General features: G+C 72.8%; 18 protein-coding genes. 17 read left to right on the top strand and 1 reads right to left on the bottom strand.

The window, feature by feature from the left end; all coding sequences use genetic code 11:
- Positions 1-74 precede the first annotated feature (74 nt).
- From FHS97_RS10745 to FHS97_RS10665, 17 genes are all read left to right on the top strand, one after another.
- Positions 75-1,154 (top strand): phage portal protein, encoded by a 1,080-nt coding sequence (locus FHS97_RS10745; RefSeq protein WP_184037042.1) that lies wholly within the window; start codon positions 75-77, stop codon positions 1,152-1,154.
- On the top strand, positions 1,151-1,480 hold the full coding sequence (locus tag FHS97_RS10740; RefSeq protein WP_184037039.1) for a DUF6127 family protein: 330 nt from the start codon (positions 1,151-1,153) through the stop codon (positions 1,478-1,480). Before FHS97_RS10745 ends, FHS97_RS10740 begins: the two co-directional genes overlap by 4 nt.
- A complete protein-coding gene (locus tag FHS97_RS10735; protein ID WP_184037037.1) occupies positions 1,477-1,845 on the top strand; it encodes an HK97 family phage prohead protease in 369 nt (122 codons plus the stop codon). Before FHS97_RS10740 ends, FHS97_RS10735 begins: the two co-directional genes overlap by 4 nt.
- 42 nt (positions 1,846-1,887) lie before the next feature.
- Positions 1,888-2,892, top strand: coding sequence for a phage major capsid protein (locus FHS97_RS10730; RefSeq protein ID WP_246346595.1), 1,005 nt, complete (start codon positions 1,888-1,890; stop codon positions 2,890-2,892).
- 175 nt (positions 2,893-3,067) lie between these two features.
- Positions 3,068-3,580 (top strand): head-tail connector protein, encoded by a 513-nt coding sequence (locus FHS97_RS10725; RefSeq protein WP_184037031.1) that lies wholly within the window; start codon positions 3,068-3,070, stop codon positions 3,578-3,580.
- The gene (locus tag FHS97_RS10720; protein WP_184037028.1) at positions 3,577-3,741 is read left to right on the top strand and encodes a hypothetical protein; all 165 of its coding nucleotides are present in this window, start codon (positions 3,577-3,579) and stop codon (positions 3,739-3,741) included. The genes FHS97_RS10725 and FHS97_RS10720 overlap by 4 nt, the downstream gene beginning before the upstream one ends.
- On the top strand, positions 3,726-4,106 hold the full coding sequence (gene gp17 / locus FHS97_RS10715; RefSeq protein WP_246346594.1) for a tail completion protein gp17: 381 nt from the start codon (positions 3,726-3,728) through the stop codon (positions 4,104-4,106). The genes FHS97_RS10720 and gp17 overlap by 16 nt, the downstream gene beginning before the upstream one ends.
- 1 nt (position 4,107) lies before the next feature.
- Positions 4,108-4,515 (top strand): phage tail tube protein, encoded by a 408-nt coding sequence (locus FHS97_RS10710; RefSeq protein ID WP_184037025.1) that lies wholly within the window; start codon positions 4,108-4,110, stop codon positions 4,513-4,515.
- Positions 4,512-4,814 (top strand): gene transfer agent family protein, encoded by a 303-nt coding sequence (locus FHS97_RS10705; protein WP_184037023.1) that lies wholly within the window; start codon positions 4,512-4,514, stop codon positions 4,812-4,814. Before FHS97_RS10710 ends, FHS97_RS10705 begins: the two co-directional genes overlap by 4 nt.
- Complete coding sequence (locus FHS97_RS10700) at positions 4,811-5,029, top strand: phage tail assembly chaperone (RefSeq protein ID WP_184037020.1); 219 nt, start codon at positions 4,811-4,813, stop codon at positions 5,027-5,029. Before FHS97_RS10705 ends, FHS97_RS10700 begins: the two co-directional genes overlap by 4 nt.
- A complete protein-coding gene (locus FHS97_RS10695; RefSeq protein WP_184037018.1) occupies positions 5,022-5,582 on the top strand; it encodes a tail tape measure protein in 561 nt (186 codons plus the stop codon). The genes FHS97_RS10700 and FHS97_RS10695 overlap by 8 nt, the downstream gene beginning before the upstream one ends.
- On the top strand, positions 5,582-7,828 hold the full coding sequence (locus FHS97_RS10690) for a DUF2460 domain-containing protein (RefSeq protein WP_184037015.1): 2,247 nt from the start codon (positions 5,582-5,584) through the stop codon (positions 7,826-7,828). The genes FHS97_RS10695 and FHS97_RS10690 overlap by 1 nt, the downstream gene beginning before the upstream one ends.
- Complete coding sequence (locus FHS97_RS10685; protein ID WP_184037013.1) at positions 7,825-8,628, top strand: DUF2163 domain-containing protein; 804 nt, start codon at positions 7,825-7,827, stop codon at positions 8,626-8,628. Before FHS97_RS10690 ends, FHS97_RS10685 begins: the two co-directional genes overlap by 4 nt.
- Positions 8,625-9,023 carry a peptidoglycan endopeptidase gene (locus FHS97_RS10680; RefSeq protein ID WP_184037011.1) on the top strand — a complete coding sequence of 133 codons (399 nt, stop codon included), beginning with the start codon at positions 8,625-8,627 and terminating at the stop codon, positions 9,021-9,023. Before FHS97_RS10685 ends, FHS97_RS10680 begins: the two co-directional genes overlap by 4 nt.
- A gap of 1 nt (position 9,024) precedes the next feature.
- A complete protein-coding gene (locus FHS97_RS10675) occupies positions 9,025-11,157 on the top strand; it encodes a GTA baseplate fiber-binding domain-containing protein (RefSeq protein ID WP_184037009.1) in 2,133 nt (710 codons plus the stop codon).
- Positions 11,154-11,657 carry a DUF2793 domain-containing protein gene (locus tag FHS97_RS10670; RefSeq protein ID WP_184037007.1) on the top strand — a complete coding sequence of 168 codons (504 nt, stop codon included), beginning with the start codon at positions 11,154-11,156 and terminating at the stop codon, positions 11,655-11,657. The genes FHS97_RS10675 and FHS97_RS10670 overlap by 4 nt, the downstream gene beginning before the upstream one ends.
- Before the next feature lie 131 nt (positions 11,658-11,788).
- A complete protein-coding gene (locus FHS97_RS10665; RefSeq protein WP_184037004.1) occupies positions 11,789-12,919 on the top strand; it encodes an OmpA family protein in 1,131 nt (376 codons plus the stop codon).
- Between the two features lie 240 nt (positions 12,920-13,159).
- On the opposite strand, the gene ygfZ is transcribed toward FHS97_RS10665, so the two are convergent.
- Positions 13,160-13,897 carry a CAF17-like 4Fe-4S cluster assembly/insertion protein YgfZ gene (ygfZ, locus tag FHS97_RS10660; protein WP_184037002.1) on the bottom strand — a complete coding sequence of 246 codons (738 nt, stop codon included), beginning with the start codon at positions 13,895-13,897 and terminating at the stop codon, positions 13,160-13,162.
- Positions 13,898-13,901: the final 4 nt, after the last annotated feature.

Here is a 13,901-nt window from a genome sequence, read left to right as displayed (position 1 = left end):
CGATCATCTCGACTTCGCTCGATGTCTCCTCGGCACGAACGGCATTCTTGAGATCATCTTCTCGGAGGATTCACATGGCTTGGTTCGGATGGAAGTCCGGGCGCGCGCTGGCGCGTCCGGCGTTGGGGCGTGTCGGCGGCGTGGCGCGGCCGCTCGGGGAATGGCCGCAGGGGTATGAGGCGCAGGTGCGCGCCGGTTATTGCGCCAATGCGATCGCGCAGCGCGCGGTGAAGCTGGTGGCCGAGGGCGTGGAGGGCGCGCCGCTGGATGCCGACGATGCGCGGTTGCGCGCGCTGGCGGGCGGGCGCGGGGTGCTGGAGGCGGTGGCGGCGCAGGTGCTGCTGCATGGCAATGCCTTCGTGCAGGTGCTGCGCGACGGCGACGGGCAGGTGGTGGAGCTGTTCGCGCTGCGCCCCGAGCGGGTGAGCGTCGAGCTGGGCGCGGATGGCTGGCCGGGGGCGTATCTGTACCGGGTCGGCGTGCGGACGACGCGGCTCGATCCGGCGAGCGTGATCCATATCCGACGCTTCAATCCGGTCGACGATCATTATGGGCTGGGGTGTCTGGGGGCGGCGTCGGCGGCGATCGCGATCCACAATGCCGCCAGCGCGTGGAGCAAGGCGCTGCTCGACAATGCCGCGCGGCCGTCCGGCGCGCTGGTCTATGATGCCGGCGACGGCTCGGTGCTGACGCCCGACCAGTTCCGGCGGCTGCGCGAGGAGATGGAACAGGGCTTTGCGGGCGCGGCCAATGCCGGGCGGCCGATGCTGCTGGAAGGCGGGCTGAAATGGCAGGCGATGAGCCTGACGCCTGCCGACATGGACTTCGCCGCCACCAAGGCGGCGGCGGCGCGCGAGATCGCGCTCGCGTTCGGGGTGCCGCCGATGCTGCTCGGGCTGCCGGGCGACAGCACGCATGCGAATTACAAGGAAGCGAACCGCGCCTTGTGGCGGTTGACGGTGCTGCCGCTGGCCGGCGCGATCCTGTCGGGGCTGCGCGACGGACTGGCGGCGGACTTCCCCGAGGCGCGGTTGCAGGTCGATCTCGATCGCGTGCCGGCGCTGGTCGAGGATCGCGCGCAATTGTGGCGGATGATCGCGGCGGCGGATTTCCTGTCGACCGACGAAAAGCGGCAGATGGTGGACTGGTCATGAGCGTGGCGACCGGGCGCGTGCTGGCGCAATTGCTCGCGCAGGGCTGCGACGAGGGCGCGGAGATCGCGACCTTGCGCGCGATTGTGGAAGAGGCGGGCGAGCTGGGCGCGATGCGCGCGCTCAAGCGGCTCGGGCTGGCCGACGATGGCGCGGCGGGGGATGTCGCCGAGCTGCGCGAGCTGTTGCGGGCGTGGCGCGATGCGAAACGCTCGGCGTGGCGCGCGCTGGCGGCGTGGGTGGCGCGGGTGGTGCTGGCGCTGCTGCTCGCCGGGCTCGCGGTGCGGCTGGGGCTCGACGGGCTGCTCAAGCCGGGGGCGCTCAAGTGAGGATCGCGGGCTATGCGGCGGTGTTCGACGCCGTCGACCGCGCGGGTGACGTGATCCGGCGCGGCGCGTTCGCGGACGCCGCGCCGGTGCCGCTGCTGATGCAGCATCGCGGCGCGCCGGTCGGCACGGTGCTGGCGATCGGTGAGGATGCGCGGGGCTTGCGCGTCGAGGCGGAGGTCGCGGACGACGCGGTGGCGCGGCTGGTGCGCGCGCGGGCGTTGCCGGGGCTGTCGGTCGGGTATCGCGCGCGGGTGGTGCGGCAGGGCGTGTGGCGCACGATCCTGCGCGCCGAGCTGGTCGAGGTGAGCCTGGTGGCGGTGGCGATGCAGCCCGCCGCACGGGTCGAGACGATCATCGACCTTTGAGTTTTGCGGGGTCCGCGGGGGGCCTCTTTCATGGAGAAGAGCATGAGCGATACGGTGGTGGCGCGCCCGGTGCTGGATGGCGCGCGCATGGGCGGCGGCGCGGCGTTCGACGGCTTCGTGCGGTCGGGGATCGTGGTCGAGCAGAAGGCGTTCACCGGCACGACCGGCGATCAGGGCGGCTATGCGATCCCCAAGGAGATCGATGCGCAGATCGACGCGGTGCTGAAGAGCGCCAGCCCGATCCGCAGCATCGCGAACGTCGTGCAGGTCGGCTCGGCGGGGTATCGCAAGCTGGTGACGACCGGCGGGACGCCGTCGGGCTGGGCGGCGGAGACCGATGCGCGGCCGGTGACCGCGACGCCGGTGTTCACCGAGATCGCGCCGCCGATGGGCGAGCTGTACGCCAATCCGTCGGCGAGCCAGGCGATGCTGGACGACGCGCTGTTCGATGTCGAGGGCTGGCTGGCCGGGGAGATCGCCGCGGATTTCGCCAAGGCGGAGGGCGCGGCGTTCGTCGGCGGCAATGGCGTCAATCGCCCGCGGGGCTTCCTCCAGGCGCCGACCGCGGCGGCGGGGGACGCGACACGTGCGTTCGGGACGCTGCAATATGTGCCGACCGGGACGGCGGGCGACTTCGGCGCGAACGGGGCGGAGCGGCTGATCGATCTGGTGCAGGCGCTGCGCGCGCCGTACCGGCAGGGTGCGACGTTCGTGATGAACGCAGCGACCGCGGCGCGCATCCGCAAGTTCAAGACCAGCGACGGGCAGTTCCTGTGGCAACCCGGGATGGCGGCGGGGCAGCCAGCGAGCCTGCTCGGCTATCCGGTGGTCGAGGCCGAGGACATGCCCGACATCGCGGCGGGGGCGCATGCGGTGGCGTTCGGGAACTTCAGGCTCGGCTATCTGATCGCGGAGCGCAGCGAGACCAGCGTGCTGCGCGATCCCTACAGCAACAAGCCGTTCGTGACCTTCTACGCGACCAAGCGCGTCGGCGGGTGCGTGTCGAACAGCGAGGCGATCAAGCTGCTGCGGTTCGCCGCAAGCTGAGCCTGCGCTGTCGCGACGGGTCGCAAATCTCCCTTTCGTCGCCCCGGACTTGATCCGGGGCCCCGCTCTTTTGGCCGAGGGAAGAAGCGGGATCCCGGATCAAGTCCGGGATGACGGAGGGGGCTGGGCGTGGTGAGGTGGACCCCGGCCGGCGCCGGGGTGACGGGAGTTCAATATGACATTGGTGGCGGGAGCGCCCGGCGTGGTGACGCTGGGCGCGGGGGATCGTGCGCTTGCGCTGGCGGCGGTGCGCGCGGAGCTGCGGGCGGCGACGATCGACGACGATGCGCTGGCGCTGGCGTTCGTCGAGGCGGCGCTGGGGCTGGCCGAGCAGTTCACCGGGCGCGTGCTGATCGTGCGCGAGCTGGTCGCGGAGCTTGGTGCGGCGCAGGGGTGGCAGGCGCTGCCCGCCGCGCCGGTGCGCGCGATCGTCGCGGATGGCGTGGCGATCGATATCGATGCGCAGGGCGTCGGCTGGGTGAAGGGCGAGGGACCGTTGCGCGTCAGCTTCACCGCGGGGCTGGCGAGCGGCTGGGCGGGGTTGCCCGCGCCGCTGCGGCAGGGAGTGGCAATGCTGGCGGCGCATCTGTTCAGCGATCGGGCGGGGAGCGCGCCGGTGCCGGCGGCGGTCAGCGCCTTGTGGCGGCCGTTCCGCAGCGTCGCGCTCGCGCAGCCGGTGCACGCATGAAGCGCGCGGTCGAGCGCGTGCGCGCGCGGGTGGTGGTGCGGCTGCGCGACGTGTTGCCCGACGCGGAGGTTGTCGCGCGGGACGATGGCGTCGAGGTCGGCGCGCGCGGGCTGAAGCGGCGCTGGGTCGAGGACCCGTCGCTCGCATGGTGGCGGCAGTGATGCGCGCGGCGGTGCTGGCGCGGCTGCGCGACCGGGTGGCGGTGACGCGCGTGTTCGAGAGCGCGGCGGAGAAAGGGACGGTGCCGTTCCTGACCTTGCGCGAATGGAGCGAGAGCGACTGGGGAACGAAGGACCGTGCCGGGCGCGAGCTGCGCATCGGCGTGGCGGTGCGCGACGCGGGCGAGAGCGGCGCGCGCGCGGCGGCGCTGGCGGCGGACGCGGAAGCGGCGCTGCTGTCGCTGCCGGGCCTTCCGGGATGGCGCGTGGTGACGGCGGTGCCGGTGCGCAACGCGCTGCTGAGCGAGAGCGCGGGACGCTGGTCGGCGCTGGTCGACGTGCGGGTGCGGATCATGGCGGAGGATTGAGATGGCGGCGGAGAAAGGCAGTGCGTTCCTGCTGAAGGTCGGCGATGGCGCGACCCCGGTGACGTACCGGACGGTGGCGGGGCTGCGCACGACGCAGTTGAGCGTCAACGGCGAGGCGGTGGCGATCACCAGCAAGGATTCGGGCGGGTGGCGCGACCTGCTGTCGGGCGCCGGGGTGCGGTCGGTGAGCGTCGCGGCGGCGGGAGTGTTCACCGGATCGACGGCGGAGCAGCGCGTCAGGGCGAGCGCGCTGGCGGGGACGCTCGACGATTACCGGCTGACCTTCGAGAGCGGCGAGACGATGACCGGGCGATTCCTGGTCACGCGGCTCGACTATGCCGGGGATTACAATGGCGAGCGCAGCTATACGCTCGCGCTGGAAAGCTCCGGCGCGGTGGTGAGCGCATGAACCCGGTACGGGGCGAGGCGGCGTTGCGCGTCGCGGGCGAGATGCTGGTGCTGCGCCCGACCTTCGCGGCGCTGGTGGCGGCCGAGCAGGAACTGGGGCCGCTGTTCGCGTTGGTCGAGCGCGCGGCGAGCGGGCTGCTGGCGCTGGAGGAGCTGGTGGGATTGTTCTGGCATTGCCGGCACGACGCGCCCCCAGCCTTGACGCGCGAGGCGCTGGGCGAGGCGGTGGTCGCGGCGGGCATGAGCGCGGCGACGCCGGCGCTGAAAGTGCTGCTGACGCAGATCCTGGCGGGGCGATGACGACCTTCGCCGGGGCGGGGGTCCGTAGTTTCGCCGAAGCGGCGGGGCGGCTGGCCGGGCTGGCGGGGGCGGTATTCGGGTGGCGGCCCGACCAATTCTGGCGTGCGACGCCCGCGGAACTGGCGGCGCTGGTGCGTGCGTGCACGCCCGAGGCGGCGACGCCCCCCGATGCCGCGACGATCGCGGCGATGCAGGAGGCTTTTCCGGATGGATGACGAGATCGAGCGGCTGGTGATCGGCGTGCGCGCCGACACCGCCGGGTTCGCGCGCGACGTGGCGGCGATGCGCGCGACGCTGGAGGCTGGGCTGGGTGCCGGCGCCGAGCGCGCCGCGCGGTCGGTCGAGACCGCGCTGGGGCGGGCGGTGCGCACCGGCAAAACGGGGTTCGACGATCTGAAGGCGGTGGCGCTCCATGCGCTGGGCGAGATCGCGATGGCGGCGCTCAAGGACGGGGTTGCGAGCGTGCTGGGCGGAGGCGGGAGCGGGGGCGGGCTGGTGCGCGTGCTCGGGGGGCTGCTCGGGCTGCCCGGCCGTGCGACCGGCGGGCCGGTGAGCCCGGGGCGTGCCTATCTGGTCGGCGAGCGCGGGCCCGAGGTCTTCGTGCCAACGACCAGCGGGCAGGTGGCGGTGCCGGGCGGCGGCGGCGCGCGCGACATACGGGTGGCGATCACGATCAACGCCGGCGGCAGCGCTGCGCCGGAGGCGCTGGCGCGGTCGGGCCGGCAGGTCGCGCGCGCGGTGCGCGCCGCGCTGATGGAGGCGGAGTGATGGCCCATTGGCTCGCCGACACGCGTGCCGGACAGGCGACCGGCGTGATGACGCGCTTCGATCCGCTCTATTGGACCGTCGATTTCCCGCGGCCGATGATGGCGGCGGTGACGACGGTGGCGGCGGATGCGCTGCGCGTCGACGCGGTCTTCTACAATCGCGACGATCTGGCCGGGCTGATCTGGGAGAGCGCGGACCGGCACGACCATCCGCTGCTGCGCTACGATACCGCACGCGATTATCGTGCGTGCCGGCTGTCGTTCCGCTGGCGGTCGGCGGGCGTGCTGGCGCTGGATGCGGTCAACGGTCCGGTGCTGACGATCGAGGGGCGCGACGCAGACGGGACGCCACGCGCCTGGTATGTGCGGCTATGGAATTACGCGCGCGGCACGCCCGAGGATGCGCGGATCGCGATCGACTTCGCGGCGCTCGACGGCGGGTTCCTGCTGCCGGGCGAGCGCGATCCGGTGTGGGCGGGCGATGTCGACCGGATGTTCGTGTCGCTGGTCGCGCCTGGCCATGATGCCGCGGGCGGGGCATTGTCGCAGCCGGTCGAGGCTTGGGCGGAGCTGAGCGAGATCACCTGCGACGGCGCGGGCGCGGTCGTCGCGATCGGCGATGTCGTCCTGCCCGAGCATGATCTGGGGATCGCGAGCGGCTATGACGACAGCTACCACCTGACCCCGGCGCGATTGCTGCGCAACATGCTGCAGCTCGGCTATCGCGGCGCGGTGGTCCATTATGTCGGGATGAGCCATTATTTCCGCCTGCAGGGCGGCGTGGTGGAGGGCGCGCTGAACGTCGCATGCGCGGCGTGGCACCGCGACTTCGCACAGCGCGCGAAGAACCTCGGCTATGACCTGATCTGGTCGCTGTCCTACGAACTGTTCGAGGCGCATTGCCCCGCGGCGTGGAAGCAGCGCGCCGCGGGCGGTTCCCCGGCGCTGACCGGCTGGGTGCCGCCGTCGACCTTGCTCTCCCCCGCCAATGCAGCGGCGATGGCGTATCTGCGCGCGATCGCGCTGGCGTTCGTGGCGATCGGGGCGGCGGCGGGGCTCGCGCCGCGCTTCCAGATCGGGGAGCCGTGGTGGTGGGTGCTGCCGGACGGGCGGCCGTGCCTGTACGACGACAGCGCCAGGACGGCGTTCGCGCCGGTGGCGATCGCGGATGTGCGCGGGGCGCTCGACGCGGCGCAGCGCGCGACGCTGGACCGTGCGGGGGCGGTGCTGGCCGCCTCGACCGCGGCGCTGGCGGCGGCGGTGAAGGAAGCCGCGCCGGGGTGCGTCACCTATCTGCTCGCCTATCTCCCGACCGTGCTCGACGCAGCCGCGCCCGAGGTGCGGCGGATGAACCTGCCGACCGGCTGGGCCGCACCGGCGTTCGATGTCCTGCAACTGGAGGATTACGACTGGGTGACCGGCGGCGACACCGCCGCGAGCGCGCGCGGTGCGGCGGAGGCGACGCAGCGGCTCGGCTATCCGGTGGCCCGGCAGGACTATCTCGCCGGGTTCGTGCTGCGCGGCGCGGATCGCGGGCAATGGCGCGCGATCCTCGCCGCGGCGGGGACGGCGCAGCTGCGCGGGGTGGTGCGCGTCTATCTTTGGGCGCTGCCGCAGGTGCTGCGCGACGGGCTGGTCTATTGGCAGGAGGAGGAGGCGGTGGAGGCGTTCGACGACGTGATGTTCCCGCTCGCGCTGGGGCGCGAGGCGGAGGTGACGCCGACCTTCTCGACCGGCGTGACGACCAGCGCCGGCGGGCGCGAGACGCGGCGCGCCGGCTGGGCGGAGGCGCGCACCCGCTATGATGTCGGGCCGGGCGTCCGCAGCGAGGCGGATGTCGCGACGCTGCTCGCCTTCTATCGCGCGCGGCTTGGCGCGGCGCGCGGGTTCCGGCTGCGCGATCCGTTCGACTGGCGCGCGCGCGGCGAGACGATCGGAACCGGCGACGGCGTGACGCGGCGCTTCGCCCTGGTGCGGCGCTACGATGCGGCGACGCGGCGGATCACGCGGCCGGTGGCGGGGAGCGTCAGCGTGACGGTCGGCGGGGTGGCGACCGCGGCGTTCACGCTCTCACCGGGCGGGATCGTGACGCTCGAGGCGGCCCCGGCGCCGGGGGTGGTGGTCGCGGCGTCGTTCGACTTCGACGTGCCGGTGCGGTTCGCCGAGGATCACCTCAGCGTGACGCGCGCGACCTATCTGGCGGGCGCGGCGCCCTCGGTGCCGCTGGTCGAGGTGCGCGAGGCATGAGCGATCAACTGGTGACGCAGGCCTTGTGCTGGCGCGTCGAGCGGCGCGACGGGGCGATGCTGGCGCTGACCGATCACGACCGCGATCTGGTGGTGGACGGCGTGACCTACCGCGCCGCGCCGGGGATGGTGCCGTCGGCGATCGTGCGCGGCGAGGGGCTGGACGCCGATACGATGGCGGTGACCGGCGCGCTGGGCAGCGGCGCGTTCCGGCGCGACGATCTGCTGGCCGGACGCTGGGACGGCGCGCGGGTGGTGATCGTCGCGGTCGACTGGAGCGATCCCGCGGCGGCGGCGGTGCCGCTGGGCGAGGGACGGATCGGCGAGGTCGAGCTGCGCGAGCAGGGCTTCACCGCCGAGCTGCGCGGGGTGCAGGCGCAACTGGAACGGCCGGCGAGCGAGGTGACCGCGCCCGCATGCCGCGCGACGCTGGGGGACCCGCGGTGCCGGGTGGCGATGGCGGCGCGGCGGCGGTTCGCGCGCGTCGTGGACTCGTCGGGCGCGGCGGTGACGCTCGATGCCGCCGAGCCGGTCGCCAACGGCTATGGCGAGGGCGTGCTGCGCTGGTTCGGGGGCGCGAACGCCGGGTTGAGCAGCGCGATCGAACGCTCGGCAGGGGCGGTGCTGACGTTGCGCGACACGCCGGTGTTCGCGGTGGCGGCGGGAACGTTGGTGGAGGTCGTCGAGGGCTGCGACCGGCGGCTGGCGACCTGCGCGACGCGGTTCGGCAATGTCGCGAACTTCCGCGGCGAGCCGTATCTGCCGGGGGTCGACCTGCTGACCCGCCTGCCCGGCGCATGACCGCGGGCGAGCGGGTGCTCGCCGCCGCGCGGACGCTGGTCGGGGTGCGGTTCCGCGCGCAGGGGCGTGACCCGGCGCTGGGGCTGGATTGCGTCGGCGTGGTCGCGGTGGCGCTGTGCCGCGCCGGTGCGGCGGTGACGTTGCCGCGCGACTATGCGGTCGCGCGCGGGCGGGTGCCGCCGGGCGCGGTGCCGGCGGCGCTGCAGCCGTGTGACGGCGCCTGGCCGGGCGACGTGCTGCTGTGCCGGGTGGCGGCGATGCAGCTCCACCTGGCGGTGCGCGCCGTGGACGGGATCATCCATGCCGATGCGCAGGCGCGGCGCGTGGTGGCGCGGCCGGGGGCGGTGCCGTGGCCGATCGAAGGAGCGTGGCGCTGGACGCCGCAGGGAGGGTGAGATGGCGACATTGGTGCTGACGGCGCTCGGCAGCGCGATCGGCGGGCCGGTCGGCGGAGCGGTCGGGGGCGTACTGGGACAGGCGATCGACCGGCGCGTCCTCGCGCCGTCGCGCCGCCGCGCGGGGGCGCGACTGAGCGACCTGAAGGTGCAGGGCTCGTCCTATGGCACGCCGCTGCCGCGCGTGTTCGGGACGATGCGCGTCGCCGGCTGCGTGATCTGGGCGACCGAGCTGGCCGAGACCCGCAGCGTGACGCGGGGCGGCAAGGGGCGGCCGGGGGTGGAGGGCTTCCGCTACGCCGCCTCGTTCGCGGTGGCGCTGTCGGCGCGGCCGATCGTCGGGATCGGGCGTGTCTGGGCGGACGGGCAGTTGTTGCGCGGCGCGGCGGGCGACTGGAAGCTGCCGGTGACGATGCGGCTCTACCATGGCGACGAGGCGCAGACCGCCGATCCGTTGATCGCCGCGCTGGAGCCGCAGGCGCCGGCGTATCGCGGGACCGCCTATGCGGTGTTCGAGCACCTGTCGCTGGAGGCGTTCGGCAACCGGCTGCCGTCGCTGAGCTTCGAGGTGATCGGCGACGCCGCCGCGCCGACGGTCGGGGCGGTGGCGGCGGCGCTGGGCGGCGCGGCGGTGACGGGCGCGGGGCCGGACGCGACGCTCCCCGGCTATGCGACCGGGGCGGAGAGCGTCGCGGGCGCGCTGGAGCTGCTGGCGACGATCGCGGGCGGCTGGTGGGTGCCGGCGGGCGGCGCGGTGCGGCTGGCGGATGCACCGGGTGCGCCGGTCGCGATCGCGGACGATGCGGCGATCGCCGAGCGGCGCCAGCCGATCGAAACGGTGCCGCAGCGGGTGCGTCTCGCCTGCTACGATCCGGCGCGCGATTATCAGATCGGGGTGCAGCAGGCGACGCGTCCGGGCGGCGGGTGGCGCGAGGACGCGCAGGAGCTGCCCGCCGCGCTCGACGCCGGGCAGGCGCGCGGGCTGGCGCAGGCGGTGCTCAGGCGGGCCGAGCGCGCGCGGGTGACGCGGCATGTGACGCTGGACGCGACGATGATCGGGGTCGCGCCGGGCGATGCGGTGCGGTGCCCGGGGGAAACGGCGCCGTGGCGGGTGACGCGCGTCGAGGTGGACGGGCAGGGCGTGACGCTGTCGCTGGCGGCGCTGGGCGGCGCGGCGGGCGTGCTGCCGGCCGATGCCGGACGGGTGCGCGCCGCGCCCGATCGCGCGGCGGCGGCGACGGTGCTGGTCGCCGCCGAACTGCCGCCGCTCGACGAGGCGCGCGGCGAGACAATGCGGCTCGCGGTGCTGGCGAACGGCGCTGCGCCGGGCTGGCGCGGCGCGGCGCTGCTGACCAGCGACGACGATGGCGCGACATGGCAGGAGGCGGGCGGCACCGCAGCGCCGGCGGTGGTCGGGCGGCTGGCGGCGCCGGTCGCGGCGGGCACCGCCTGGCTGGTCGATCGTGCCGCGACGCTGGAGGTGGAGCTCGCGCATGATGCGCTGACGCTGCTGTCGATCGACGATGCGGCGCTGGATCGTGGCGGTAATCTCGCGTTGCTGGACGAGGAACTGCTCCAGTTCCGCGACGCCGAGCAGATCGCGCCGCGGCGCTGGCGCTTGTCGACGCTGCTGCGTGGGCGGCGCGGGAGCGCGGCGCCGGCGCATGGCGCCGACGCGCGGTTCGCGCTGGTCGAGCGCGGCTGCGTCGCGACGATCGCGCTGCCGCATGCGCAGCCCGGCGACACGATCCGCCTGCTGGCGAGCGGCGCGGGCGATCCGCAGCCGGTGACGGTGACGGTCGCGCTCGGCGGCCGGTCGCTCGCTCCGCCCGCGCCGGTGCGGCTGCGCGCCGTGCGCGACCGCGAGGGGCTCGATGTGCGCTGGGTGCGGCGCAGCCGGCTCGGCTGGCGATGGCGCGATGACGGCGACGCCCCGCTCGGCGAGGAAAGCGAACGCTATCGGGTGACGATCGGCACGGGCACGGCGGCGCGGATCGTCGAGAGCGACACGCCGGCGCTGACCGTGCCCGCCGCGCTGTTGCCCGCGGGCGCAATGTCGGTGGCGGTGCGCCAGCTCGGCACGCTCGCCGCCTCGGCGGCGACCACCAGCTTGATCGAGGGAGACGGACGATGACCGACGAGGATAGCGCACGGCTCGGCCTGCCGTTGCTGGCGGCGGGGCAGGCGCAGAAGGAATTGTGGCACAACGAGGCGCTGGCGCTGCTCGACATCGCGGTGCAGGCGACCGTCGAGGAACTCGGCCGCAACGCGCCACCCGCCGCGCCGCAGCCGGGGCAATGCTGGATCGTCGGCGCGACGCCGACCGGCGCATGGAGCGGACGGGCGGGGGCGATCGCCGGCTGGACCGCGGGCGGCTGGCGGTTCGTCGCGGCGCGCGCGGGCCTCTGCGCGCGGCATCTGCCGAGCGGAGAGACGGCGGTCTGCGACGGGATTGGCTGGCAGACCGGCGAAGTCCGCGCCACCAGCCTGGTGGTGGACGGCGTGCAGGTGGTCGGTGCGCGCGGGCCGGCGATCACCGTGCCAAGCAGTGGTGCGATGATCGACGCGGAACTTCGCGCCTGTGTGGAAGCGATATTGATTATGCTGCGAAAGCATGGGCTTATTGCCAGTTAACTGGCGTTTTCGCGGGCCGCGGAGTGTGGCAATTGCGTCACACCGGGCGGTATTTGTCGACTTGTGACGAAACCATCCTTTCGATAGTGAGTTTGCGCTGTCCGTAGTGACACCAAGGAAAGGGGATTATGATGCGTAAGCTTGCCATGATCATGGCGCTTGCCTCCACCGCCCTCGCCACGCCCGCGCTCGCGCGCGACAAGGCGTGGTATGTAGGCGTTGAAGGCGGTGCGATGATCGTCGAGGACATCGACTGGTCCGTAACCGGCGCAACCGGCACCACCGGCCGCAGCGGCACCGCCACTGTCGACCATGACTATGGCTGGGATGTCGACGGCGTCGTCGGTTACGATTTCGGCGCGTTCCGCCTCGAAACCGAAGCCGGTTATCGTCGCGCGGGCATCGACAGCCTCCGCACCACCGCGGGCGTTCCGATCGGCGGCACCGCGCTGGCGAACCCGAGCACCTATGATGGCGTCGGCGGCCGTACCTCGGCGCTGAGCTTCATGGTCAACGGTTTGCTTGACTTCGGTGAGGACGACGGCCTGCAGGGCTTCGTCGGCGGCGGTGCGGGTGTTGCCCGCGTCCAGGCCCGTGCCTCTGCGCCGAACAACTTCCGCTTCCTCGACGACTCGGACACCGTCTTCGCCTGGCAGGCGCTGGCCGGTATCCGCGCGCCGCTGAGCGAGAACGTCGACGTTTCGCTGAAGTATCGCTTCTTCAACGCCGACAACGTCAAGCTCGCCGACGCCTATGGCAGCGCGTACGATGGTCGTTTCCGCTCGCACAGCCTGCTGGGTGGCGTGACGTACAACTTCGGTGCGCCGGAAGAAGCGGCTCCGCCGCCGCCGCCGCCGCCGCCGCCGCCGCCTCCCCCCCCGCCGCCGCCGCCTCCGCCCCCGGAAGTGGTCTGCTCGCCGGGTCCGTTCATCGTGTTCTTCGAGTGGAACAAGTCGGACGTTACCCCGGAAGCGGCGTCGATCCTCGACAACGCGGTCACCCAGTACCAGAGCTGCAACAACGCGCAGGTCATGCTGGCTGGTTACACCGACACCTCGGGTTCGGCGAAGTACAACGTGGGCCTTTCGCAGCGTCGTGCAGACGGCGTGAAGGCGTACCTCGCGTCGAAGGGTATCCCCGACGGCGTGATGACGACCGAAGCGTTCGGCGAGACCAAGCTGCGCGTCGAGACCGCCGATGGCGTCCGCGAAGTGCAGAACCGTCGCGTCGAGATCACCTACGGCCCGGGTTCGGGTCAGTAAGGTCGATCACTTCGGTGACCGGAAAAAGGGAGGTCGGCGCGAGCCGGCCTCCTTTTTTATTTGTGGAATGGCTTCGGGTAAGTTCGACGGTCGCGTTTCATCGTTGATCTCTTCCGGTCCGTCGCCGCGGCTACAGCTTCAACCCAACGTCATTGCGAGCGTAGCGAAGCAATCCAGTGCCGGATCAGGAGGCCCTGGATTGCTTCGCTACGCTCGCAATGACGAACTGCGTACGGTTGGTTAGCTGGCATCACCGGCTTCGGTGCCGATGGCTTCCGCCAACCAGTCCGGGATGCGCGCATCACCCAGCGCGTCGGCACGGCGAAGCGTGACCATCAGGCCGAGATCTGGATAGGTCGAGCGCTTGCGTGGGTCGCTCTCGTCGATCGGCGCGACGACGAGCCGGCGGCGCACCTTGTCGCGATGATGCATTCGCGCGGTATTCTCCTGCCCGACGTAGCAGCCCTTGGTGAAGCTGACGCCGTGCAGTTCGCGCGCATTCGCCTCCAGCCACAGCGTCTCGCCCGAACCGAGGTCGGCGACCCCCTCCGCTATCCCCAGCGACAGGCGATGCGCGTGCCAGCCGGTCGCCGCCGGGGCGGGCGGCGCGAGCCAGCGCGCGCCGAGCGCCGGCAGCCGCGGATCTTGGGTCTGACCGACGGCGTCGCGGCCCCAGTGCACTGCCAGCCCGTCCTCGGGCGCGATCGTGATCGCACGCCGCAGCCGGTACATGGTCAACCGGCGCGCGATCGCGTCGCGCTGTTCACGCTCGACGTCGAGCAGGATGTCTTCGCCGTTCGCCCAGACGATCATGTCGAACAGCGCCTTGCCCTGCGGGGTCAGCAGCCCCGACCAGACCGGGAGTGCACCCGCGACATCGTTGGTCAGCAGGCCCTGAAGAAAGCCGCGCACATCCTCGCCGGACAGCCGCAGCAGCGCGCGGTCGGCCAGCATCGTCGCCGGGGTGGTATCGTCCATGACG

It is taken from the genome of Sphingomonas endophytica (assembly GCF_014199415.1).
Classification (GTDB): domain Bacteria; phylum Pseudomonadota; class Alphaproteobacteria; order Sphingomonadales; family Sphingomonadaceae; genus Sphingomonas; species Sphingomonas endophytica.
Note: the sequence above shows the minus strand (reverse complement) of the source record. Positions and strands in the feature narration are given on the sequence as shown.

Bases quoted from the DNA above. Each gene is read 5' to 3' on its own strand.
- gp17 (WP_246346594.1), top strand. From the start codon at position 3,726: ATGGTGGCGGCAGTGATGCGCGCGGCGGTGCTGGCGCGGCTGCGCGAC.
- FHS97_RS10745 (WP_184037042.1), top strand. From the start codon at position 75: ATGGCTTGGTTCGGATGGAAGTCCGGGCGCGCGCTGGCGCGTCCGGCG.
- FHS97_RS10685 (WP_184037013.1), top strand. From the start codon at position 7,825: ATGAGCGATCAACTGGTGACGCAGGCCTTGTGCTGGCGCGTCGAGCGG.
- FHS97_RS10705 (WP_184037023.1), top strand. From the start codon at position 4,512: ATGAACCCGGTACGGGGCGAGGCGGCGTTGCGCGTCGCGGGCGAGATG.
- FHS97_RS10670 (WP_184037007.1), top strand. From the start codon at position 11,154: ATGACCGACGAGGATAGCGCACGGCTCGGCCTGCCGTTGCTGGCGGCG.
- ygfZ (WP_184037002.1), bottom strand. From the start codon at position 13,897: ATGGACGATACCACCCCGGCGACGATGCTGGCCGACCGCGCGCTGCTG.
- FHS97_RS10720 (WP_184037028.1), top strand. From the start codon at position 3,577: ATGAAGCGCGCGGTCGAGCGCGTGCGCGCGCGGGTGGTGGTGCGGCTG.
- FHS97_RS10680 (WP_184037011.1), top strand. From the start codon at position 8,625: ATGACCGCGGGCGAGCGGGTGCTCGCCGCCGCGCGGACGCTGGTCGGG.
- FHS97_RS10700 (WP_184037020.1), top strand. From the start codon at position 4,811: ATGACGACCTTCGCCGGGGCGGGGGTCCGTAGTTTCGCCGAAGCGGCG.
- FHS97_RS10740 (WP_184037039.1), top strand. From the start codon at position 1,151: ATGAGCGTGGCGACCGGGCGCGTGCTGGCGCAATTGCTCGCGCAGGGC.
- FHS97_RS10690 (WP_184037015.1), top strand. From the start codon at position 5,582: ATGGCCCATTGGCTCGCCGACACGCGTGCCGGACAGGCGACCGGCGTG.
- FHS97_RS10710 (WP_184037025.1), top strand. From the start codon at position 4,108: ATGGCGGCGGAGAAAGGCAGTGCGTTCCTGCTGAAGGTCGGCGATGGC.
- FHS97_RS10730 (WP_246346595.1), top strand. From the start codon at position 1,888: ATGAGCGATACGGTGGTGGCGCGCCCGGTGCTGGATGGCGCGCGCATG.
- FHS97_RS10675 (WP_184037009.1), top strand. From the start codon at position 9,025: ATGGCGACATTGGTGCTGACGGCGCTCGGCAGCGCGATCGGCGGGCCG.
- FHS97_RS10725 (WP_184037031.1), top strand. From the start codon at position 3,068: ATGACATTGGTGGCGGGAGCGCCCGGCGTGGTGACGCTGGGCGCGGGG.
- FHS97_RS10665 (WP_184037004.1), top strand. From the start codon at position 11,789: ATGCGTAAGCTTGCCATGATCATGGCGCTTGCCTCCACCGCCCTCGCC.
- FHS97_RS10695 (WP_184037018.1), top strand. From the start codon at position 5,022: ATGGATGACGAGATCGAGCGGCTGGTGATCGGCGTGCGCGCCGACACC.